Source organism: Catenulispora sp. GP43, from assembly GCF_041260665.1.
Classification (GTDB): Bacteria; Actinomycetota; Actinomycetes; order Streptomycetales; family Catenulisporaceae; genus Catenulispora.
Map to the genome: position 1 here is coordinate 228,545 of NZ_JBGCCT010000002.1, position 22,329 is coordinate 250,873.

The 22,329-nt window shown below is 66.1% G+C and carries 14 protein-coding genes and 2 pseudogenes; 6 read left to right on the forward strand and 10 right to left on the reverse strand.

What is annotated here, in order from left to right; genetic code table 11:
• Window positions 1–167: 167 nt before the first annotated feature.
• The gene (locus tag ABH926_RS04675) at window positions 168–848 is read left to right on the forward strand and encodes an integrase core domain-containing protein (protein ID WP_370364083.1); all 681 of its coding nucleotides are present in this window, start codon (window positions 168–170) and stop codon (window positions 846–848) included.
• Window positions 849–991: 143 nt separating this feature from the next.
• Here the strand turns inward: ABH926_RS04675 and ABH926_RS04680 are convergent, their stop codons facing one another.
• The 3 genes from ABH926_RS04680 to ABH926_RS04690 form a co-directional block, all read right to left on the reverse strand.
• Window positions 992–1,888 (reverse strand): GAF and ANTAR domain-containing protein, encoded by an 897-nt coding sequence (locus tag ABH926_RS04680; RefSeq protein WP_370364084.1) that lies wholly within the window; start codon window positions 1,886–1,888, stop codon window positions 992–994.
• A gap of 66 nt (window positions 1,889–1,954) precedes the next feature.
• Window positions 1,955–3,817: a CheR family methyltransferase gene (locus ABH926_RS04685; protein WP_370364085.1), complete on the reverse strand. Its 1,863-nt coding sequence runs from the start codon at window positions 3,815–3,817 to the stop codon at window positions 1,955–1,957.
• A complete protein-coding gene (locus tag ABH926_RS04690) occupies window positions 3,814–4,437 on the reverse strand; it encodes a chemotaxis protein CheB (protein ID WP_370364086.1) in 624 nt (207 codons plus the stop codon). The genes ABH926_RS04685 and ABH926_RS04690 overlap by 4 nt, the downstream gene beginning before the upstream one ends.
• Before the next feature lie 351 nt (window positions 4,438–4,788).
• Between ABH926_RS04690 and ABH926_RS04695 the strand changes: the two genes are divergently transcribed.
• Entirely contained in the window at window positions 4,789–5,553 is a 765-nt protein-coding gene (locus tag ABH926_RS04695; RefSeq protein WP_370364087.1) for a GAF and ANTAR domain-containing protein, read from the forward strand.
• A gap of 157 nt (window positions 5,554–5,710) precedes the next feature.
• On the opposite strand, the pseudogene ABH926_RS04700 reads toward ABH926_RS04695, so the two are convergent.
• Window positions 5,711–6,627 (reverse strand): annotated as a pseudogene (locus ABH926_RS04700) (integrase core domain-containing protein).
• Between the two features lie 353 nt (window positions 6,628–6,980).
• Between ABH926_RS04700 and ABH926_RS04705 the strand changes: the two are divergent.
• From ABH926_RS04705 to ABH926_RS04715, 3 genes and pseudogenes are all read left to right on the forward strand, one after another.
• Window positions 6,981–7,160 (forward strand): annotated as a pseudogene (locus ABH926_RS04705) (IPT/TIG domain-containing protein); the annotation flags it as partial.
• A gap of 3 nt (window positions 7,161–7,163) precedes the next feature.
• The gene (locus ABH926_RS04710) at window positions 7,164–7,670 is read left to right on the forward strand and encodes an IPT/TIG domain-containing protein (protein ID WP_370364560.1); all 507 of its coding nucleotides are present in this window, start codon (window positions 7,164–7,166) and stop codon (window positions 7,668–7,670) included.
• Between the two features lie 29 nt (window positions 7,671–7,699).
• Window positions 7,700–7,990 carry an IPT/TIG domain-containing protein gene (locus ABH926_RS04715; RefSeq protein WP_370364561.1) on the forward strand — a complete coding sequence of 97 codons (291 nt, stop codon included), beginning with the start codon at window positions 7,700–7,702 and terminating at the stop codon, window positions 7,988–7,990.
• A 332-nt stretch (window positions 7,991–8,322) separates the two neighbouring features.
• Here the strand turns inward: ABH926_RS04715 and ABH926_RS04720 are convergent, their stop codons facing one another.
• Window positions 8,323–9,066 (reverse strand): IPT/TIG domain-containing protein, encoded by a 744-nt coding sequence (locus ABH926_RS04720; protein WP_370364088.1) that lies wholly within the window; start codon window positions 9,064–9,066, stop codon window positions 8,323–8,325.
• Window positions 9,067–10,838: 1,772 nt separating this feature from the next.
• Here ABH926_RS04720 and ABH926_RS04725 point away from each other — a divergent pair.
• A complete protein-coding gene (locus ABH926_RS04725; RefSeq protein WP_370364089.1) occupies window positions 10,839–11,345 on the forward strand; it encodes a reverse transcriptase N-terminal domain-containing protein in 507 nt (168 codons plus the stop codon).
• Window positions 11,346–11,399: 54 nt separating this feature from the next.
• Here the strand turns inward: ABH926_RS04725 and ABH926_RS04730 are convergent, their stop codons facing one another.
• The 5 genes from ABH926_RS04730 to ABH926_RS04750 all read right to left on the reverse strand — a co-directional run bounded on the left by ABH926_RS04730 (window position 11,400) and on the right by ABH926_RS04750 (window position 22,286).
• Complete coding sequence (locus ABH926_RS04730) at window positions 11,400–12,329, reverse strand: alpha/beta hydrolase (RefSeq protein WP_370364090.1); 930 nt, start codon at window positions 12,327–12,329, stop codon at window positions 11,400–11,402.
• A 572-nt stretch (window positions 12,330–12,901) separates the two neighbouring features.
• Window positions 12,902–14,353: an ArnT family glycosyltransferase gene (locus ABH926_RS04735; RefSeq protein WP_370364091.1), complete on the reverse strand. Its 1,452-nt coding sequence runs from the start codon at window positions 14,351–14,353 to the stop codon at window positions 12,902–12,904.
• A 154-nt stretch (window positions 14,354–14,507) separates the two neighbouring features.
• Window positions 14,508–15,353 (reverse strand): SDR family NAD(P)-dependent oxidoreductase, encoded by an 846-nt coding sequence (locus ABH926_RS04740; protein WP_370364092.1) that lies wholly within the window; start codon window positions 15,351–15,353, stop codon window positions 14,508–14,510.
• Between the two features lie 1,024 nt (window positions 15,354–16,377).
• Window positions 16,378–17,796, reverse strand: coding sequence for an MFS transporter (locus ABH926_RS04745; RefSeq protein WP_370364093.1), 1,419 nt, complete (start codon window positions 17,794–17,796; stop codon window positions 16,378–16,380).
• Between the two features lie 146 nt (window positions 17,797–17,942).
• A complete protein-coding gene (locus ABH926_RS04750; RefSeq protein ID WP_370364094.1) occupies window positions 17,943–22,286 on the reverse strand; it encodes a beta-ketoacyl synthase N-terminal-like domain-containing protein in 4,344 nt (1,447 codons plus the stop codon).
• Between the last annotated feature and the right edge of the window lie 43 nt (window positions 22,287–22,329).

A 22,329-nucleotide genomic window follows, 5' to 3' on the forward strand; every position in this document is an offset into this window, starting at 1 on the left:
GAAGAGCCACCATCCTGCGCTGGCACCGCGACCTGCTGCGGAGCCGCTGGACGAAGAAGTCCCGCCCGAAGAACGGCCGTCCGGCCACGCACCGGAACATCAAGACCCTGGTTCTGCGCATGGCACGCCAGAATCCGGCCTGGGGCTACCGGCGTATCCACGGCGAGTTGGCCGGCCTCGGCGTGCACGTCGCCGCCTCCACCGTTTGGGAGATCATCAAGGACGCCGGCGTCGAACCCGCCCCACGACGCGGTTCGGTGACTTGGGCGAGCTTCCTGCGGTCCCAAGCCGAAGGGATCATCGCCGCCGACTTCTTCACCGCCGACCTCATGGACGGCGCAAAGGTCTACGTCCTGGCTGCCATCGAGCATGCCACCCGTCGGATCCGCATCCTCGGCAGCACGCTCCATCCGACCGGCCAGTGGACCACACCGATGGCACGCGATCCGGTTATGGACCTTGAAGACGCCGCGACCACGGTGAAGTTCCTGATCCGCGACCGCGGCTCCAACTTCACCGAAGCCTTCGACTCTGTCCTGGCCGATGCAGGCATCCGTACCGTGCTGTGCAACGTGCGGACCCCGCGTATGAACGCGATCATGGAGCGCTGGATCGGCTCGGTCCGCCGGGAACTCCTTTACCGCACCCCAGTCTGGCACCACGAACATCTGCGCCAGATCCTGCACGACTACGAGTTCCACCACAACAGCCACCGGCCGCACATGAGCTTGTCCGGGCCCGCCCCGCTCAAGCCGCTGCCGCCGAACATCACCGACCTCGACGCCTTCCGTATCCGACGAACCCACCTCGCGGGTGGCGTCATCAACGAATACCGACCAGCCGCCTGACCAGCATGGAAGAATTTTTCGGCAAGGACAGGTCCCACAGGCATCCTGCACGAGTACGAGCATGCAGCCTGACCTGCGTGGACGAAATAATCGGCACCCACAGACCGGACTCACGGCATGCCGAGGGCGGTCTGTTGTTTTCCTCAGGGTAGGCACAGGGTGCGGTCGACGATGTCGGCTGCGACTTCGTCTACTGGCCGGTTCTCGGCGAAGGCGTGCGCTCTGATCAGGGCGAGGGCATCCGCGGTGCCGCAGCGACACTGCACTGACACCATGCCGACGGCCTGATGCACCACGGCCCACGAATCGTGCTGGTCAAGAAGCGGCGGCCAGCCGATGGGTTCCTCATTTCCGGGTGCGCCCCACGGTGTGAGCAGCGACGCGGCCAGAGTGTCCGCGGCCGCTAGGAAGGTCTCCAGGTCCGGGCCGTGGGCCATCGGCGGGTCGAAGACCGTGAGGGCTCCGAGGGGGGCGCCGACCGTGGTCACGGGGACGGCCGCGACCGCACGGATGCCCAGTTTCTCCACGGCGGGACCGTAGATGGGCCATGCCTGCGCCATCTGCTTCCCGGCCGCGGTGACCGGGCGGCGCAGATGGACTGTTTCACGGGCCGGCCCCTGGCCGAGGGTGAACTCCAGACGCTGGGCGGTCCTGCTGGCCGGGTTCGAGGCCGCCGCAGGGGTCTCGGCATCATCGGGCCCGAACAGGGTGAGCGCTGCGCCCGACGCGCCGAGGGTCTCGGCGACGGCCGCCATGAACCCGGGTTGGACTTGCTGCGGATCGGCGGTTCCCTCGGTCCACCGGCGCAGCCGGTCGGCGTGGGCGGTGTGGATCCGGGCCGCGGTTCGATGCTGTTGCTCCACCTGCCGGTGCATGACCACCATACGTGCGTGGAACGCCCGCATACCTTCCGCGGCCGTCAGCATCTGTGCCTCGTGCCGGGTGGCGATCTCAGCGGCGCGGGCTGCTCGCCGGTGCTCGACTGCCGCGTGTTGCAGTGCTTGGTCGAGTTCCCGGCCGGATTCAGGCGGCAGGGGCATGTTCGCAGGATACGCCGACGCCCGCGGCGGCCAAAGCCAAAAGCGACAAGAGCCATATCTGCCGTGTCAGCCGCGACCGGTGTCCTCCATCAGCAGGACGACGCCGCCGCCGTCCATCGGCGAGCAGGCGATCGAGCACAGGATGGTGCGGCCGATGCGGTTTACGGCGGCGACGTCCGCCGGCCCGGACCGGGCGCCGGTCGCCTGGCAGGCTGCGACGACTTTGCGGACCTCGTCGGTCGGCAGGCCGAAGTCCAGGGTGAAGAACGGCTGCAGGTGGACCTCGCGGCTGCGCAGCCCCCACAGGTCTTCCGCGCCCCGGTTCCAGCTGCGCACCCGCAGGTCCGCATCCAGTACCACGACGCCGGCGGCGATGCTGGACAGCACGCCCTCCAGGAAGCTGCGGGCCTCGTCCAGTTCGCTGGAGCGGATCCGCATCTCCTCGTTCATGGTCTCCAGTTCTTCGTTGCCGGACTGGAGTTCCTCGTTGGTGGTCTCCAGCTCCTCGTTCGTCGACTGGAGTTCCTCGTTGGTGGTCTCCAGCTCCTCGATGCTGGACTGGAGTTCCTCGTTGGTGGTCTCCAGCTCCTCATTCGTGGACTGCAGCGCGTCGTAGGCCGCCTCCAGGTCCCCCCGGGTGCGGGCGAGCTCGTTGTGCAGCCTTGTCGCGATCGTGGTGTCCAGGAACGTCACCGCGACGCCGACCGGCTGGCCGTCGGCGGCGGACATCGGCTGGATGACGATGTCCAGGAATTGGGTGTCGCCGTCGTGCAGCTGCCGCTCGGCGGCGGGGACCCGGACCGCGTGTCGCTCGGTCTCGGCCTGTTCGATCAGCGAGCGCAGCTCGATCGGCCGGTAGGAGATCTCCAGGTCCCGGAACGGCCGGTTCAGGTCGTAGGTGGTGAGACCGAACTGCGCCCGGGCCGCAGCGTTGATCAGGACGATCGCGCCGTCGGGGTCCACGGCGATGGTCGCGTTCGGCGACGTCTCCAAGGTCAGATCGCGCAGCTGCCGCTTGCGGCTGGCCTCCCGGACCTCGGTGCCGGTGGTGCCGTCCATCTTCAGCGGAGCCGGGTGATAGGGGGTCGCCGCGTCGCCCGGGCGGCGCCGGAAGATCCGCTGGCGCATGTTGGCGACTTCGAAGCGCTCGGCGTCGGACAGCAGCATCTCGGCTTTGCCGAGGAACAGGTGGCCGCCTTCGCGCAGGGCGAAGTGGAACCGGTCGATGATCTGCGACTGGGCCTCGGCGTTGAAGTACATCAGGGTATTGCGGCAGACCAGCAGGTCCAGGCGGGAGATGGGGGCGTCCCGGGTGATGTCGTGCCGTCCGAAGATGACCCGGCGGCGCAGATCGGGGCGGAACGCGAACTGGGCGCCGTTGGGCTCGAAGTACTTGTCCCGCAGCTCCGGGGCCAGCGGCTCCAGGGCCTTGGCTGTGTACAGGCCGCTGCGCGCCTCGCGCAGGGCCTCCTCGTCGACGTCGGTGCCGTAGAGCTTGACCCGTCTGACGCACTCCTCGACGCCGAGGACCTCGGCGAACAGGATCGCCAGGGAGTACGGCTCCTGGCCGCTGGAACACCCGGCGCTCCACACCCGGATGTCTTCGTCGGCCCCGCGCGCCGCGATCAGCTCGGGCAGGATCTCCCGCTGCAGGTGGGCCCAGGCCTCGGCGTCCCGGAAGAAGCTGGTGACGTTGATCAGGATCGTGTTGAACAGCGCCCGGAACTCCTCGGCGTCGGCCTCCAGCCGGTCCTGGTAGTCGGCGTAGTCGGCGATGCGGGCGTCGGCCATCCGCTTGCGGATCCGCCGGGCCAGGGTGGAACGCTTGTAGCCGGTGAAGTCGAACCCCCGTGCATCGCGGATGAAGACCAGCAGCTCCTCCAGGTCGCCGCCCGGCTCCGGGGCGGGCGCGGCGCCGTTCCCGATCAACGGTCTGCCGGCTCGACCAGACCGCGGACGACCGCGGCGATCTCGTCCAGGGGGAGCACGAAGTCGACCGCACCGGTGTCGACGGCCGCCTGCGGCATGCCTTTGAACTCCGCCGACACCGGGTCCTCGGCGATCACAGTGCCGCCGCGGGACTTGACCGCGGTCACGCCCATCGAACCGTCTTTGCCGGTTCCGGTCAGCACGCAGGCGATCGCCCGCGCGCCGTAGGCGCCGGCCACCGACTCGAACAGCAAGTCCGCCGACGGACGCACGAAATGGACCAGCTCGCTGTCCGACAACGCCAGCAGGCCCGCCGCGCCGACCAGCAGATGCCGATTCGGAGGGGCGACGTAGATGGTGCCGGGGCGGGCGAGCTCGCCTGCTTCGGCGAGTTTGACCGGCAGCTGCGTGCTGCGCCCTAGCACGTGAGCGATCACGGTCTCGTGTCTTGGGTCCAGGTGCTGTACCACCAGCACCGGGACGGGGAACCCGACCGGCAGCGCGCCCAGCAGCACCCCCAGCGCGGTGATACCGCCGGCCGAAGCCGCCACCGCGACCACCGCGTACCGCTCATCCGACCCGTCGGACCCGGACGCATCCTGCACCACGTCCCCGTTCACCGGCGGGCACCTCGCAGCCGCCGTCCGCAGTGCGGCTCCGCCCGACGGCCGCACGCCGCGCGCGGACCCGAATGCAGGGCAGACGAAGTCGTGGACACGTCTCCGAGGTTAGCGGACGGGCGCTGTAGATCGTGCGAGCCGTCGGGCCCGACCTGGTCGCACCGGCCAGGTCGGGTGCACCGTGCAGGCCGCTGTCAAGGCGGCCGAGGCGCGTGCGGGCCCGTACTTGGGCGAGGATCACCCGCCGACGCGATCGAACCCGCCGAACGGGGACGTCAGTTCGGCGCGAGAGACGCTCGACGATAGCGAATTCGACTATTGTCTCAGGCAAGCCGGGAGGAGGCCCGACAAGTGCCTGAGCACGACGGGAAGTCGACCACCGCACGACGCGAGCAGCGCATCGCAGACACCTTCGTCGCGCTCACAGACACCCTCGCCGACGACTTCGACATCATCGACTACCTCTGCGTGCTGACCAGAAGCTGCGTGGAGCTCCTGGCGGTCACCGCAGCAGGGGTGCTGCTGGCCGACCACCGCGGGCAACTGCACCCCATGGCGGCCTCCGACGAGGTCACCGGGCTGCTGGAACTGTTCGAGGCGCAGAACGACGAGGGACCGTGCCTGGACTGCTACCGCAGCGGCACCCTGGTCACCAACGCGACCCTGGACGCGGACGCCACCGTCTGGCCGGCCTTCGCAGCCCGAGCCCGTGACAACGGCTACGCCATCACCCACGCGCTGCCGCTCCAAAACCGGCACGCCGTCATCGGCGCGCTCAACCTCTTCGCCGACATCCCCGACCCGCTCCCCGACCCCGAGCTCGATCTGGGCCGGTCGCTGGCCGAGGCCGCCACGATCGGGATCCTGCACCAGCGCGCCGCCGCCCGCGGCGCCGCGACGACGTCCCAGCTGCAACACGCCCTGACCAGCAGGATCGTCATCGAGCAGGCCAAAGGCGTCCTCGCCGAACGGATGCAGATCCACGTCGACAAGGCCTTCACCGTTCTGCGCACGCACGCCCGCAACCACAACCAGCGGCTTTCTGAGGTGGCCCGTATGGTCGCCGAAGGCGCCGACCTCGACAACGCGCAAGACGACTCAGTAGGACGGCGGTAGACTCGCCACCACGACCGGCGGCCTCCGAACCCCTGAGAACAAGCCACGGTGAGATCGTCGAGGCACCTGCCCTGGTCAGAAACTCGGCCAACGGGCCCGATAATATCGTCCAGGCAGGTCAGGCTGCGTATTGGTACTCGTGGATGATGCCACCGAGTCAATCGTGTCGGCGGATGTCGCGGTCGGTGATGTGGAGTGGGCCGGTGATCGGTGCGGGCACTGCACGCAGTGGCGCGGCCTGCCCTATTGCTTGGTGAGCGCGGTAGCAGTTGTAGTGCGTCTCGTATTCGCGCAGGGCGTGCAGCAGGTGACGCTGGTTCCAGATCAAGGTGCGGTCCAGCAACTCGCGGCGGCAGGTCTGCACCCACCGCTCCATGACGGAGTTCATCCGCGGCATGCGGATCCCACTGAGCACGACCTGGATCCCCACCTGTACGAGGATCTCGTCGAACAGCGACGGGAACTCCGCGTCCCGGTCCCGGATCAGGTACTTGACTGTGGCTCCCGCGTCTTCCAGGTCCATGGCCAAGTTCCTTACCGCCTGGGTGACTCAGGCAGCGGTGGGATGGGCCGTGGAGCCCAACACGCGCACCCGCCGGGTGGCATGCTCGATGACGGCCAGGATGTACTGGCGCTGCCCGGTCAGCGTGACCGTCTCGATGAAGTCACACGCCAGCAACGCGTCGGCCTGACTGCGCAGGAAATCGGCCCAAGTGGTGGCGGTACGCTCCGGTGCCGGGTTGAAGCCCTCATCTTTGAGGATCTCCCAAACGGTCGAGGCGGCGATCTTGATGCCCAAGGTGGCCAGCTCACCGGGCACCGGCGATAACCCCAACTCCGGTTCTCCCGAACCAGACGCAGCACCAGCCGCCGGATCGAGGCCACTGTTCGCGGGCGTCCGGTTCGCCGGGGCCGGCAAGTGTTCGCATGGCGCCGGCGCATCAGATCGCGGTGCCATCGCAACACCGTGTCCGGATTGACGATCAGATGCAGCCGGCGAAGTGAGTCACGGGGCAGGGGCTTGAGCAGTGCCGCAAGGAACGCCCGGTCCTCGGGGGGGGCGATGGCCATCATGCCCGAGTCCCTGTCCAGATCACAGCGGGTAAGCCGATACCGGGCCCACCACCGACATGACAGCCCCATACCGGTTGACCTGCGTGGACGAGCTATTCGGCAGGCGCACTGCGGGATCAGGGCTCTTGTGGCGCATCATGCGTGGCCGGGCACGGGCCGGTCGCGGAGCCCGGAAGCGGCTCGGCAGACACGAAAGGGTGGTATCGCATCAATGCCCTTGCAGCCCCGCGATCTGCGCAGATAACTGAAAGTATTGAGACCGATCCGTTCCATCACAGTGTCTTCACGAACCCCCGCAGGCCGCCCGCCGGAGCCCGGCACGATGAGAGCCACCGGAAGGAAGGAATCGCATCATGGCGCCAGTCATCAGGAGCATCAGCCCGGTCCAAGGCTCCCCGGCCGGGGGTACGGCCGTCACGATCACGGGAACCGGTTTCACGGGTGCGACTGCGGTGAAGTTCGGTTCGGCGACGGCGGCGTTCACGGTGGTCAGTGCCACACAGATCACCGCGACAGCTCCCGCCGGCACCGGATCGGTGTCGGTGACGGTCACTACCCCAGGCGGCACGAGCAATGCCGTCACCTACACCTATGTCCTGGCGCCGACGATCAGCAGTCTCAGTCCGATGCAGGGCCCCAGCACGGGTGGCAACACGGTCACGATCACAGGGACCGGTTTCACCGGTGCCACCAGCGTGTTGTTCGGTTCGGTGCCTGCGGCGTTTACGGTGGTCAGTGCCACACAGATCACCGCCGCCGCATCTGCCGCGCCCGTGGCGCCGGTCGCCGTCACGGTCATCACCCCGGGAGGCACCAGCAACGGGGTGTTGTACTTCTACGTCCCGCCGCCGACCGTCGCCAGTATCTCCCCCTCGATGGGGCCGCTCGCCGGCGGCAACACCGTCACCATCACCGGCACCAACCTGACGCTCGCCACGGCTGTCCTTTCGGCACCGCTGCGGCAACCGGCCTCGTGGTCGTCTCGGACAATCAGCTCACAGTCCAAGCCCCCAGCGGTTCCGGGACTGTGGCTGTCACGGTGACCACGCCGGGCGGCACGAGCCTGCCTGGGGTGGGCAGCCCTTACTACACCTATGTCGCGGTCCCGGTCATCACCACCCTCACCCCGACTCAGGGGCCGGCGAATGGAGGAAACGCGGTCACCATCAGCGGAAGCCATTTCGGCCTGACCACATCCGTCCTGATCGGCGGAACCGCAGCGCCCTTCGTCGCCATCTCAGACAGCGAAATCGTGGCCACCAGCCCAGGCGGCACCCCCGGCTCCGTCACCGTCACGGCGACCACGCCGGGCGGCGTCAGCAACGCCGCGTCCTACCAACTGGTCGCCTCCCCGAGCGTGTGAACGGGGCGGAGTCGACGCCGCGACTCCACCCCGGCTACCGGCGGCTAGAGTCGGAGGTGCTGGGTTGTCTGGACGCCACGCGCATACCGGGAGCTTCGTTGTCCGCTGATTCCGCCATCGTCGTGCCGGTTTCGTCCACGTCCGACCCTCAAATCATCCCTATTCTTTAAGGCAGTGGGGTCTGGGGTGTTCAACACGTTCTCCTCGCGGGTCCTCAGCGGCGGGAATGGTGGTACGGGTGGTTTCCTGCGGGGCAGAGGCCGATGCGGCGTCTGCCCCGCAGGGGTTAGGTGGGCCGCAGCCCGGCTGGTTTGCCGGGCTGCGGTGGTGTATCAGATGCCGGGGCCGGCCACGTAGGTGAAGCCGCCGGTGAGAGTGGCGGAGCCGCCCGCGGTGCTGACCGTGACGTCGGCCGCCCCCGCGGTCCCGGGCGGGGTGACGACGGACAGTTCGGTGTCGCTGATGACCGAGAACGGCGCGACGGCGCCGCCGACGGTGACGGAGGCGGTGGTGGTCAGGCCGGTGCCGGCGACTGTCGTTCCGGTGCCGCCGGAGGTCGGACCGGAACTCGGGGTGACGGAGGTGGCCGTGGGGGCGTCCACGTAGGTGTAGGACAGGCCGTTGCTGGCGCCGCCGGCCGTGTGGACCGTGATGCCGACCGATCCGGCCGCCGCGCCGGCGGGCACCGTGACGCTGATCAGGCTGTCGGAGACCACGGTGGGCGTGGCGCTGTTGGCACCGAAGGCCACGCTGGAGGCGGTGGACAGGCCGGTGCCGGACAGGGTGATGGTGTTGCCGCCGGCCGTCGGTCCGGAGTCGTTGCTCAGCGTCGCCTTGAACGGTGCCCCCACGTAGAAGTACGACAGCGGATTGCTGGTCCCGCCACCGGTGGTCACGGTGACGCCCACGGTCCCGGCGCCGGACGGGGCGGTGGCGGTGACCGAGGTGGGGGTGTTGGCGGTGATGGTGGCGGACTTGGTGCCGAACTTGACGGCGGTCGCGCCGGCGAGGTTGGTGCCGGTGATAGTGACGGCGTTCCCGCCGCCGGTGGGTCCCTGGTTCGGAGAAATAGGCATGAGTGTTTCCTTTTACTTTGAACGGTTGATTTGGTGGAGTTTGGACGCCAGCTGCTGCCCTTGGACGTGTTTGCTGGAGGCTGACATGGCCCTGTCGGCTTCCGGGCCCGCATCCCCTGCTGCGCGGGCAGGACAAGCGGTCGGTACGGCGTCGAACCCTGCGTTTAGGATGGAGACCCCTGTAGGGCCGGAGAGCATGCGAATTGTTCACATGACACCCCCCAAAGACGCAGCGCGAGTCACCAGCACCAGCCGGCTTCGAATACCGGCTGATATGTGGCTGCACTACGGGAATACCCAATGTGGCACTAGTCGTGAACATCGAAGAGATCGACGTCACTCATATTGGGGATGTATACGCTGCCTCAGCGGCGCAAGCCAGCAGCGCCCGTCCGGCGCTGAGCCCGTCGAGCGGAGCTCGCCAGCCTCGTGGGCTGCGACCCTGCTCCGACCTGGAGAGATCGGTGATCCTCTTTGAGTTCCGACAGGGTATTGGCCAGCATTCCGTGGGACCGGCGAACGGATGCGACGCCTATCAAATGGACATCATTGATGTCGTGTCTCAGGCTACTGCGTATCAGACTGGCTCCCTAGTGTAGAAGGGGGCGCCTGTTGCGGCGGTGCCTGAATTCGTTGTGGGCGCTACATTGATTCGCTCTCGGGCCGAACTCCACGCCACCTACGGGGCTTCAAGGGGTAAGATCTCAGAGGCCTAATGAACGTTCGATTCGGTATGTGTTCCTCACGGGGTATCCGCAAGACGGCGGCCAACCGGCCTGACCTCGGGTGATCACGTGGCACTATCGGGGTCTGAGGCCGTCGGTCTGCTCTACCGGATCCTCGTGAACCGCCTGTCCTGGCTGGCGCTGCTGGCCCGATCGCAGGCGTCGAAGAACGCCGAGACACTGGTGTTGCGCCAGGAAGTAGCGGTGCTGCGCCGGACCAACCCGAAGCCGAGGCTCACCTGGAGCAACCGGGCGGTGCTCGCGGCGCTGTCCAAGCTCCTGCCCAAGACACTGCGCGGCCACCGGATCATCACCACGGGCACGCTGTTGCGTTGCTGCGGCCACGATCAGCAAGGTCCTGCGCAGCCACCGGATCCCGCCACCGAAACACCGCGACGACTCTTGGCGCACATTCCTGCAGGCTCAGGCCCAGACCCCGCTGGTCACAGACTTCTTCCATATCGATTGCGCGGTCACCCTCACCAGGCTCTACGTCGCGTTCGTCATCGAGCACCGCACGCGTCGGGTCCACCTTCTCGGCATCCCCCGGCATCCGACCGCCGCCTGGGCCGCCCAGTGCGTCGCGTCACGGACGAAACCGCCACCGGCCCTCGGAAAACGATGACGCCTCGTTACGAAGTACCCTCCGTAGATGGACCTGTTCGGGCGGGGGTAGAGGGACTGGCCGTTGTGAAGCGGCAGGCGGCGGCTGGAACGGGTTCTTCCGGCCGCAAGGACACCGCCGTCCCCGGGGTATAGGGGGCACCCACCCCAGCCGGATCTCATACGTGTGCAACGTGGAAACCCAGATGGGGTCCAGGACTGAATCACGGCCCTGGCAAGCCGACCGCGAGGAAGGCCGCATTACCCAGCGGGACAGGACGGCCCATGAAGCCAACGCCGGCGGCCGAAAGGCAGCGGGAAACCGAGACCGCAAGGCCAGCCCCTCTGCTGGCGGCCTCGCATAACCGGCCGGATACCGGGCTCGCCGTCCGGACCCGAAAATGACGTGGGCCGGGTGAGCCTGTGAAGGACAAGCGATCACCGATGCCGGAACCGAGCGACGAGTTGGACGCCGACGTGATGCCGAACGCGACGCAGGTCGTCGCGTCCGCCGTCGCCGAGGCGAACGGACCCGAGGGCGAGGTACTCGACTGGCTGACGGTGGGTTGGCAGACCGTCGAGGACAGCGTACGGCGTCTGCGGCAGCGGATCTTCATGGCGTCGCGGGAAGGGGACCTGGAGAAGGTCCGGAACTTGCAGAAGTTGATACTACGGTCCCGTGCGAACGCTCTGCTGAGCGTGCGGCGGGTCACGGACGTCAACGCCGGGCGCAAGACGGCGGGCGTCGACGGCGTCGTGGTGAAGGACCCCATCGGCAAGACTGGACTGGCCGAGCAGGTCCAACACCAGACGGCGTCGACGACGGGCCGTCCGGTCCGGCGGGTGTTCATCCCCAAGCGCGGCAGCACCAAGCAGCGTCCGATCGGCATTCCCGTGATCGTTGACCGATGCCGCCAGGCGGCGGTGGTCAACACGCCCGGGCCCAAGTAGGACTGGACTTGGCAGCCTGACCTCATCAGGCTTGCGAAAGCAGCGAAAGCCGAGCTAGGAGGGCAGACGGAGGCTGGCGGCGAGCATCGGCCAGGAAGCGACGAAAGTGTCTCTCCAAGACGACCAGTCATGCGAGCCGCCGGCGTAGAAGTCGGTTAACACTGGGATGCCGAGCATGGTGAGCCGATTAGCGAACGCGATGTTCTGCGGTCGCAGCATCGCGCCCTCCAACAACTTCCCTAGCCTTTCCATTGTGAACCCACCGCCCCCTACGGAATCATCACCACAAGATAGGAAAATCGAAGTTCCGCGAAGGTTCGCCGCTTGCGCGTAAGGATTGTTCCTAATCCATACTCTAGCAGCGGAACTATCATTCGGATTTCCCCACACCTGGTTCGGGTTGATTCCCTGCCAGGACTGTGTCAGGCCCATCATCATGGATGTGCCGGGATCAGTCGTGTTAACGATCCCGCTGTAGGATGCCGCCGCGGTAAAAGTCCGTGGGAAGTGAGCGGCCAGGATCATGGCGCCGTAGCCGCCGGCGGACACGCCGGCCACAGCGCGTGTTGAGTCTGCATGGTAGTTGCGTTCCAGCAGTTGCATGAGCTCCACGGCTTCGAAGGTCTCATAGTCGGGCTTGTTCCAACCGTTGTTCCACCAGCGGGTCGGCAGGCCGGTGCGGCTGCTATCAGGCATGACGACAATGACGTTCTTGGCGGAGACGAAGGATTCAATATCGGTTTCCCGGGTCCAGGAGGTGTAATCGTCATTGCCGCCGTGCAGCAGGTAGAGGACGGGCCACGTTTCGCCTCCTGGGTCGGTGGTCCAGCGGGCTGGAACAATGATCCGAGTCGGGACCACTCCGCCGACTGCGGTGGAGCTGATGTCGATGTCGGCCATGCGCCGGTCGAGCCAATCCTCGGACTGAATGTACGAGCCGTCGTCAGCCTGACCAGAGGGAGGCGTAACCGAGATCGATTTCATGGTTGATGGGGATGTCGGCACCTGCAGTGGCGGTGGGGTCGGAATATTCACTGCGGCCGGATATGCACTACCTGGAGAGCTGGCCGATGAGGTGGGTGCGGCTGCGAACCAGACAATTAGCGTGAGCGCCAGGGCGAGTGCTGAGGCTAGGCCCCGAGTCGGACGCGGCATGATGGCCACAATGGTTCTTCTCTCTCGATCGGGCTGGGGGAGTCGGCGTTGGTGCGGGAGGATGTCCGCCACGCACGGTTAACGGACCTAGCCTCCGGGCGGCTGGCAGGCTGGGCTCAGCCTCTGAGGCCGTCACGTCGCCTTTTGTCGGCGAACCGAGGGGGTGACGAAGCTGGCAACCGCGGCTGGGGACAGACATGTGGGCGCGACCGTGAAAGCGACAGGCTGAGCCCACCCCGTGATGAAGACATCACTCAGGGTTAGAAGGAGCCGGAGTGGAGCAGGTTGTACATCCAAGGCGCCAGTTCAGAAGTGCCACCGCGCGCCGTGCTCCACCGACGTCACTCCATGATCCAACCGGGAAGGTCCGGCCTGGGTCGTTCAATCACTGCGCCGCGTTGTCATGGTCGGTGTATCCGATCCCACAGCCTGTTCAAAGGGGCGCGGGGCTCGGCACACAGCCATACGGGGACGTCCTGGTTGGCGAGTTCGGAGCTCCCGTGGGCGAGATGGATGGTGTCCACACGGCGTACCGAGTTGAAGAACTCGCCGATCCAGCGGCCGTCGCCGCCAACGTACAGCACCTGGCGCGTGGTCGCGGGCGGGCGCCGGGCATACCAGTAACCGCGTTCGGGCCCGTAGGCCGCCGGCAGGCCGTCGGCGCGGCCGTATACATCGAGCGCGCTGGCCTGCCAGTAGGAGTCGCCTATCACAGCGGTGTGCGCGCGAAGATCGGGCGGCAGGCGACGGTATGCGCTCGCCGTGGTCTCTGCGAGCTGGGGCCAGCCGTAGCTGCCGCTGGAGACGAAGTCCACAAGGGTGACGCCCGTAAGCCCGTCGGCCGGTCGGACCGGCAGGCTGAAGTAGATTGCCAACGGGGCAGACAATGCGAACACCGGCCAGGTGGGAACCCAGCGCCACCAGCGTGCTGGAGGGCAACGCTCGATACGTGCCGCCGAAGCGGCGAACAGCACCGCGTACAGCCCCGCGAGGTAGTAGTAGCGGTCGGCGGAGACCGCCAGCACCAGGGGCACGACGACGCACGCCCAGCCGAGCAACCGATACTCACGGAGCTCTGGAGCGCGCAGTAAGCAATAGAACCCGTGGCAAGCCAGGAAGGCCCCTGCAAGTAAGCCTGCCATCAACACGGCGAGAGGCACCATGGCCAACGGACCGCCAAGTAGCCGCTGGTCCTGCTCAAAGACCACCTGACGCATTAGCAGGTACGGCCAATCGTTGTCAGCCTGCCAGATGATGGTTGGCACTGTGAGTAGCACGGTAATCGCGCCACCAGCCCAAAGCAGAGGACGGCGCAGCAGTTCGCGAGGACCGGCAATGAGGGCACCGGCCGCCAGCCCGAGCCAGAAGAAGCAGATAAGGAACTTGGCCTGCATCGCGATTGCCGTGACGATTCCGGCATACAACAGGAGCCTGTCGTCTCGGATTCGCACCCAGCGCACCACGAGCCAGCTGACCAGCACCCAGCAGAACGGATCCACCGTAGAGGTGGCCAGAAGATGACCAGACGCGAGAAGCTGAAATGAGAGCGCGTACGCCGCCGCGGCCGTGGTCTGTGCGCGTGCCGCGCCTCCGAATTCGCGGGCGATTAGTGCGCAAAGCACAACCCCGATAGTTGTCAGTAGCATGGGCAGCAGCCGCATGCCGGCCACCGAGCCCGGAAACATGAGTTCAAGGAGTCTGGCGAGCTGCGGAAGCAGCCATGGGTTGTCCTCGTATCCCCAGGCCGGGTGATATTTTCCGGAGGCAAGGAAGTAGAGTTCGTCGCCGAAGTATCCGAATCGGCCGCTCACCGCCAGCAGAGCTGCCGCGGCCGCGCCCGCGATCGTGAGCACTGGCAGACGCGCGAAAGGGGCTAGAATTCCTGAGTCGCTTTCTCGGCAGTCATCGAGACACACTGCCATCTCAGGATTGTCTGATACGTCCACTGTCGACTCCCACCTTCCATCGATCTCGCAACCGTTTGCGACCGCGTGGCTGTAGCCGGGATCACGCCTTGGCGGCGGTTAGTCGGTATCGCAGCCGATCCGGCAATCTGGCGGCCAGGGCTCCGAGGTGAGCGTCGAGACCCACCAGGTATCGGGGTCTGGGGTGAGGGGCAGTCAGCGCTTTAACGATAACCTTCGCGGGGCGGCTCGGGGATAAGCCACGCTGCGCGGTGCGCCTGGCTGCTGTCCGTGCTGTGGCAATCTGATATGCGTATTTTTCTTGTGCGGCGGCTGGCAGGGTGTCCTGGAGTTCGGCGAAGGCAGCCGCCATCTTGGTCCACGTCTTCGTCGCGACGGCACCGGGTTCGATCAGCACGACCTTGATGCCGAACGGCGCGAGCTCGGCGCGTAGGCTGTCGGTCAGGCCCACGACGCCGAACTTCGAGATCTGGTAGGGACCGTGGGTGGTTCCGGCGATTCGGCCAATGATCGAACCCACCTGCACAATGCGCGCTGACCTGCCCTGCTGTGCGGCCAAGTGCAGCGCGGGGAGTACCTCCTGAGTCACTGCCAGGTGACCGGTCAGGTTGATCTCCAACTGTCTTCGAAAGTCGGCGAGCGGCATGTACTCCAGCGGTCCCGGCATGGGCGTGGCGGCGTTGTTGACCAGGCCGTCGAGCGGGCCGTTCGCCACCACCTGCTCCCCAGCGGCGCGCACCGAATCCGGATCGGAAAGGTCCATTCGCAGTACCCGGACCGCCCTCGGGTGATCCCGCAGAATCGCCTTCTCGTCCGCGTCGGAACGTACCGTGGCCCACACGTGAGCACCCGTGCGCACCAACTCATCAACGCAGGCCCGTCCAATCCCACTTGACGCCCCGGTCACCATGAAGGTTCTCGTTGTCATGGTATGAAGCGTATTAGCATGAACTGCCGCTAGGAGAGATGTAAGAGGACGAAATTTGATCGTGTCATGCGACGTGGTGATGGGCCGGGAAGCGCGCTCGTCTGATCGAGGCGGCCGAGGAGTCCGTCGAAGATCTTCTGGCGGCCCGCATGCCCTTTCTTCTCGGCGCCATTCCAGGGTCGGCCGGAACGCGATGGTGGTGGCACGTAGCACCAGCAGCGGGTAGGCCTTGGACAGATAGAACACCAGCGGTGTCCGAGTCCGTGTCGAGCACCAGCTCGCGGCCTGCCGATAGTGGCCGGTGGCCAGGAATTCCAAAGCTCGCATAGAGAAGCGGTGCGCAGCTGGTGGGGCTTCACATACCGAACCTGGGCTCGAACCAGGCCCGGATCCGGTCGCACGTGCGCTCGAGCACCATGGCTCAGGCAGTGAACGGCCCGCCGCCGTTCTTCACCGGCAGAGCAGATACGAGCCTCCGTCCGGCACGATCAGACGCCGCCGCTCGGCAATAGTCAGCGACGCCCACGACCAACGGACTCTGTGATCTGTCCGCCTCGAGCATCCGGCCCTATCACTAGCAACGGCTCATCCCACCGTCGCGGCGGACGCCACGACGAGACGACCGTCGCTGCCTCCCGGTTCAGGCCCAGGTAATCGGGGACCGACGCCAAGGCCACATAAGAGGCTCACGTCGTCCGCGCCTTCTGGCCCTTGGCGATCCCGCCAGGGCCCGGAAGCGGAATCGGCACGGCCGTCGGTTCCAGCGGCAGCACCGGGATCCCCGACGGCAACAAGTGCGTGAACTCGCCAGCCGCAACCCGGTGGCCACCGTCAGATCGCCGATCGCAACGTTGCGCGCCATCTCCCGCCCGGTGCCGGCGACTAGCGCTCGCGCCGAACGGTAGGTGAACGGCTCGGCCGCGGCATACCCCTCATTCCTCGCCCACCGGTAGTCTCAGCCTGGTTCCAGAACCAAGAGCAGAGCGTTGATCAATTCCTGAGGTTAGACGTAGAGCTAAGTGCATCACGAATTCGCTTCAGGACGCGCGCGAGGCAGTGCAATCATGGCGTAGACGCCTCCAGCCAGGATGGGCAAGGCGCTGATGAAGTAGATCGTATCGATCGGTCCGAAGTGAAGGCCGCCGATATCCTCATCCATCCCCACTAGCACGCTGCTGGCAAGCCAGCCGGCGGCCAGCGCTGACACAAGGCTGGCGACTTGCTGGACCGGGCTGATCGTCGCGTTGACTCGGCCGAGCAGTTCGCGTGGCGTGACGGCCAGCAGCATCGAGCCGATGAGGGAGTTCAGCACACCCACAGGCACGCCGAGCATGCCGAGTACAGCTAGTGCGGGCCAACTGCTGCCCTGTTTGGCATACACAGCTACCAGTAGCCCAGCAGATAGCAGCCCTCCGCTGATGACCCGCGCTGGACCGTAACGTGCGGCCAGCGCTCCGCTGGCCAGCGCTCCCGCCACCACTCCTGTCCCGAGGGAGAGCCCGAGCAGGCCATAGAAGCTCGCCGCTGCGTGCAGGTTGCGGGTGGTGAAGAACACGCCAAGCGCGCTGAGCGCTCCTGATCCCAGCGTGCTGACCACGATGGAGACCGTGAGCACAGCCAATTCCCGGTTTCGTAAGATGAACCGCAATCCGGCGCTGACTTCTTCTCGGAAGCTCGAGGCTCGAGTGCACGACTCGTCCGCAGTCGGTCGTGCAGCCGCCGGTACGTGAATGCCACGCACAGCAGTGAATGAGAGAAGGAACGAAGCTGCGTTGAGCCCCAGAGCCCACTGCGGTCCTGCGAAGAACAGCAAGGGTGCGGCGAGCGGCGGCCCGGTGATGATCGCCGCGGCGTCGGTGGCTTGGCCGATTCCTGAGGCTCGCACCCTCGCGTTGGTCTTCGGCACGATGTCCGCAACGTACGCGGCGCGAGCCGGGAGGAAGAATCGGGCCGCCGCCGACGATGCCACCGTCACGGCATATAAGAGCACGATTGACACCCGAGTGCTCGCGCCCATTGACACGACGAAGGCAAGGCCTGCAAACAGCCCAGCCCGGACCAAGTCAGTGGCCAGCATGATGCGGCGCCGGTCCCAGCGATCTACGAAAACTCCTGCGATAGGAGCGACGATCAACACTGTGATCGCCTCGGCGACTATCAATCCGGCGACCGCCGCAGGTGCGACGCTCTCGCCACGCAGCAGCGTTGCACCCATCCACAGCACCATGGTCGTCAGTGCAAGCTGGTCACCGACCCCAGACACGACCTGCCCGACCCATAGCCTCGTGAAAGCAGGGTTGACCACCACGGCCGAACGTGGGCCGGAGCGAACCGTGGCAACCGATTCTCCTCGGCGAATGAGTCTGCGGCGTGATGCCGACGGCTCTGATTCCGGCGAGACCGGTTCGGTCACAGATTGCACGACCGCGGTGTCTTCATCCATATCTAGGTAGTCCTCGTGTCGTGCAGAACCGCTTCGCACAATGAATGCCGTCGTGCTCTGAACTCGGAGTGCTGGGCTTCTTCCAACTCGAAGAATCAGCTCGCTGCATAGGCCTCGAGCTGGGCGAATATCGGCGGAGACGCCCTCTAGCGTCGGCGCGACGAGCCTTCGGGAGCCAAGTCCTGTTCAGCATGTAGAAGGTCGGCGGTGAGCAAGTCGGCCAGAACATCGACGACGGGCGGATCGAGCAAGGCAAGATGGTGTCCCGGCACGGAAGCCACTGCCAGGTCAGTGCACCACTCATCCCATCCGAGGGCCTTATCGTCCCTCTGGTAGCGCGGGTCGGAAACGGTGTGGGGGGCCGGCTGGCTCGCTCGGTATAGGATGGTACGTCCGTGGTAAACGGCTGGAATGTGCCGCTCCAGGCTGCACGTGTCGATGTAAGAATCGCGTTGGTGTTTGAGGATAGATGGCGGCAGAGCCATCGTTTTCTCAAGAAGACCCATGATCAGGTCAATCTGCTGCAATTCGTCCATCGCGGCCAGTTCGTTATACGGTAGCGCCAGGTCGGCCCCATACGTGTCACGAATATAGGCGGCGAAGGCCTCATATCGAGTGCGCGTGATCTGCTCCGGGCTGGCATCCAGGATAGGCAGCGGTAGCACGCTATCGATAAGCAGCAGGGCTCTGACCTCGCCGTCGTCCGCCAGAAGCCGCGCGGTCTCTTGCGCTACGATTCCGCCATAAGACCACCCACCAAGAACCCACGGTCCTCCGGGGCGACATTCCTGGATCAGGCGTGCGTATTCTGCAGCACGCTCTCCGACATCGGTGACATGGGTTAGCGGTTCGAGCCCGAAGCAGGGCTGTTCTGCTGTGAGGCGGCTGCACAGCGGCCGATATACCGCGGAGGAACCTCCGGCAGGATGAATGAGGAAAAGCGGAGGACAGGTTCCACTGGGACGCAGTGCACGGATGTTGCCTTCCACCGGCGTTTCCACCAAGGGCCGCAGCCAGTCAGCGAGAGACGCGATAGTGACGGGCGAATCCGCCTGGCTTGGAATCTCGATGGGGCGTCCGATGCTCGTGCCGATAGCGCGAGAGAGCTCAGTCGCCAAGCGCGGCTCCAGGCGCAAGCCGGTCAATTCGTCATCGACGCCGGCTGGCGGCTTGCCGCCGACGGTCTGCCAAGCGTGCGCGATCAATCGCTCGGTCATGTCGCGCGGTTGCGGCTTGCAGCCGTGCGATGCGGATGCCGGCGCCACTGTCTTGAGGTGGTCGGCGACGCGAGCCACGGTACCTGCGTCGAGGAGTAGCCGGGGCAGAACTTGGACACCGAACTCCTGTTTGATGATGACCACGATACGTGCGGCCTGAAGCGAGTCGAGGCCGAGTTCGGTCAGCTTTGTGTGGTCGTCGATGCTTGATGGCGTGTAGCCCATGACCTGCGCGACACAAGCCCTGATGTGGTCAATCGGGCTCAACGCTTGCTGCGCTGCTGGGGAGTTCCGCAGTACATCGTCGGCGTCTGGGGCTGGGTGGCTCTGCCGAGCGCCGGCCCAGTACGTACGGTGGCGCCAACGGACAGAGGGCACGTCGATGATCCGCGCGCCGGGGTGGAGTGGCCGTCTGCCAGGGACCGGTTCCAAATTGCCGCGGAGCAATAGGGCGCTCAGCGAGAGGCGAAATCCCACCGTCTCGTCCACACCGCGGCGCAACGTGGGCAGCAGCAGCGTGTCCTTGACCCCTGTTGCGCAAAGCGTCTCGGCGATGGGGTGCAGTTGGGTCGGGTGTGGTGAGATCTCGACGAAGACTCGATGACCGTCCTCCGCCGCTGCGGCAATCGCTTGGTGGAAGCGTACTGGCGCGCGTAGGTTGCGCACCCAGTAGTTGGTGTCGAGGGGACCGGTGTCGCGCGGGTGCTGGGCGGCGGTCGGGTAGAACCGGCACGTCGGATCCTGACACTTGATTGTGCCGAGCTCCGTCGCGAAAGTCTGCAAGATGGGCTCGACGTGTTCTGTATGGCTGGCCGCCGCGATGTCCAGCATGCCTACCGTCGCTCCGGCGCGCTCGGCGCGGGAGGTCAGTGACGCGACGTCTGCAGCCGATCCTGCGACCACGACCTGTGTTGGGGACGAGTGGACAGCGATTCTGATGCTCTCCAAGTCCCTGGCGGAGTGCGTGGCCCGCTCCTCAGACCAGCCTACGACGGCCATGGCCCCGCCTGTCAGACCACCGAGTAGTCGGGAGCGCGAGGTGATGATACTGGCGCCGGTCTCGAGCGACAGAGCTCCAGCGACGACGGCCGCAGCGATCTCTCCCATGGAGTGCCCGATCACGGCGGCTGGCCGCAGGCCATAGGACTGCCACAGGGCGGCGAGCGCCACCTGGAGTCCGAAGAGCGTCGGCTGCGCGACCGCGGGCTCGGTTACCGCGGCGCCGGTGGCAAGGATGTCCCGCAGCGAGAAGCTCGCGTACCGTTCGAGCACGGGCTCCACCGCATCGACGGCTGAAGCGAAGACGGGCTCCTCGTCGAGCAGGCGCTGAGCCATGCCAGGCCATTGCGAACCGTAGCCCGAAAAAACCCAGACCGTACCGGGCGTGGCACCGTCAGTACCATCTGTGTCACATTCGACGTAGCCCGCGTGTGGTTCGTCTGCCGCGAGTCGCGACAGGGCTTCGGCAGCCTGCTCGCCGCTGCGTGCAACGACTGCGGCCCGGTACCGGCCGGTGCCGAGGCGCCCTAGAAGCGTGTGCGCGACATCATGGAGGCGCGCCCTGGTCGCGTGCGGCGAATCCAGCCAGGTGGCAAGGTCGCCCGCGGCCTCCCGCAGGCGACCGGCTGACTGCGCGCCGAGGGCGATCACAGCCGGCGCCATGACATTAGATGTGGCAGAGGAAACCACAGAGGGTTCATATTCTCGAAGCACCACATGCGCGTTGGTGCCGCCGAAGCCGAACGCCGATACACCCGCCGTCGCACGGCTTGAATAGCGCGGCCAGGGCTCGGGCCGGGTGACCACCCGCAGGCCAAGGGCGTCGAAGTCGACGTGGCCGTTGGGTCGTTCGAAATGCAGGATCGGTGGGAGCTCGCTGTGATGGAGCGCCAGGACGGTCTTGACCAACCCCGTAATCCCGGCTGCGGCCTCGAGATGGCCCAGGTTGGTCTTGACCGAACCGATCAGGAGCGGTCGGTCCGGGTCGCGACCGCAGCCCATTGCGGCGCCCAGCGCCCCTACCTCCACCGGATCTCCGAGCGCCGTGCCTGTACCGTGCGCCTCGACATAGTCGACTTCCGTCGGCACAGTGACGCCGTCTCTGGCGTAAATCTCCGACAGCAACGCCCGCTGAGATGCGCCGTTGGGAGCCATTAGCCCGTTGGAACGGCCGTCCGAGTTGACAGCACTGGCTTGAATCACGGCCAGTACGCGGTCCGCATTCAGTTCCGCGTCCGCAAGCCGCTTAAGGACAACGACAGCGCAGCCCTCGCTGCGCACCATGCCGTCCGCCGCAGCGTCGAAGGTTTTGCATCGGCCGTCCGCCGCAAGCGCGCCGGCGCGCTGGAAGCCCAGTGTGACCATCGGGGAAAGCAGGACGTTCACCCCGCCCGCCAGTGCGGTATCGCACTCGCCGTTGACGAGGCTAGAGACCGCCTGGTGCACCGCGACCAGCGAAGAGGAACACGCCGTATCCACTACGAGGCTGGGGCCGCGCAGGTCCAGCATGTAGGACAGTCGATTCGCCACGATGCTCAGCGCCACTCCCGGCGCGGTCCACGCCTCGACGCTATCGAGAGTGGAAGTAGTCAGGTGCGCGTATTCGTTGCCGCTGACGCCGATGAATACCCCAGTCCGCGTACCGGCCAGCGAGCTCGCGGGGATCGAGGCATGATCCAGACTCTCATGTGCCACCTCCAGCAGGATGCGTTGCTGGGGATCCATCGCAACGGCCTCGCTCGGCGCGATGCCGAAATATTCCGCGTCGAAGCCGGCGACGTCGTCGAGGAAGCCTCCGCGCATGCTGACACCAGCGGCTACGGGATCGCCACACGAGGCGAACGCGTCCCACCGGCCTTCAGGCAGCGTGGTGATCGCGTCCGAGCCCTCGGCCAGCATCTGCCAGAACTCCTCGGCCGAGGCGGCCCCGGGCAGGCGGCAGCCGATGCCGACCACAGCGATCTGGACGGCCCCGGCTTTGAGGCCCGAACTCGAGGACTCGGATCGCCGCGCCTGGCCCGCGGCCTCGGCTGACTCACTGACGAAGTGCGCCAACTCGTCGAGCGTCGAAACCTCCCACAGGAGCGTCGCCGGAAAGGAGACCCCGGCAAGCTCCGACAGCCCTGCGGCGAGTGCTACTGCATCGCTCGAATTCACGCCTTGTTCTGCGAGCGGCCTGCCAGGTGCGACCGATGCCGGATCGATCTTGTGCCATTCGTGCAGTCGCCGTAGGACGAGCTCGCGTACCTCGGCCCCTAGATCCGGATTCCGCATGGGAAGACATCCTTCTCTCGTGCTCTTTACATCTCGAACCCCA

Coding starts and splice junctions, on each gene's coding strand:
- ABH926_RS04680 (WP_370364084.1), bottom strand. CDS start 1,888: ATGCCCCTGCCGCCTGAATCCGGCCGGGAACTCGACCAAGCACTGCAA.
- ABH926_RS04720 (WP_370364088.1), bottom strand. CDS start 9,066: ATGCCTATTTCTCCGAACCAGGGACCCACCGGCGGCGGGAACGCCGTC.
- ABH926_RS04725 (WP_370364089.1), top strand. CDS start 10,839: ATGCCGGAACCGAGCGACGAGTTGGACGCCGACGTGATGCCGAACGCG.
- ABH926_RS04730 (WP_370364090.1), bottom strand. CDS start 12,329: ATGAAATCGATCTCGGTTACGCCTCCCTCTGGTCAGGCTGACGACGGC.
- ABH926_RS04740 (WP_370364092.1), bottom strand. CDS start 15,353: ATGACAACGAGAACCTTCATGGTGACCGGGGCGTCAAGTGGGATTGGA.
- ABH926_RS04745 (WP_370364093.1), bottom strand. CDS start 17,796: ATGGATGAAGACACCGCGGTCGTGCAATCTGTGACCGAACCGGTCTCG.
- ABH926_RS04750 (WP_370364094.1), bottom strand. CDS start 22,286: ATGCGGAATCCGGATCTAGGGGCCGAGGTACGCGAGCTCGTCCTACGG.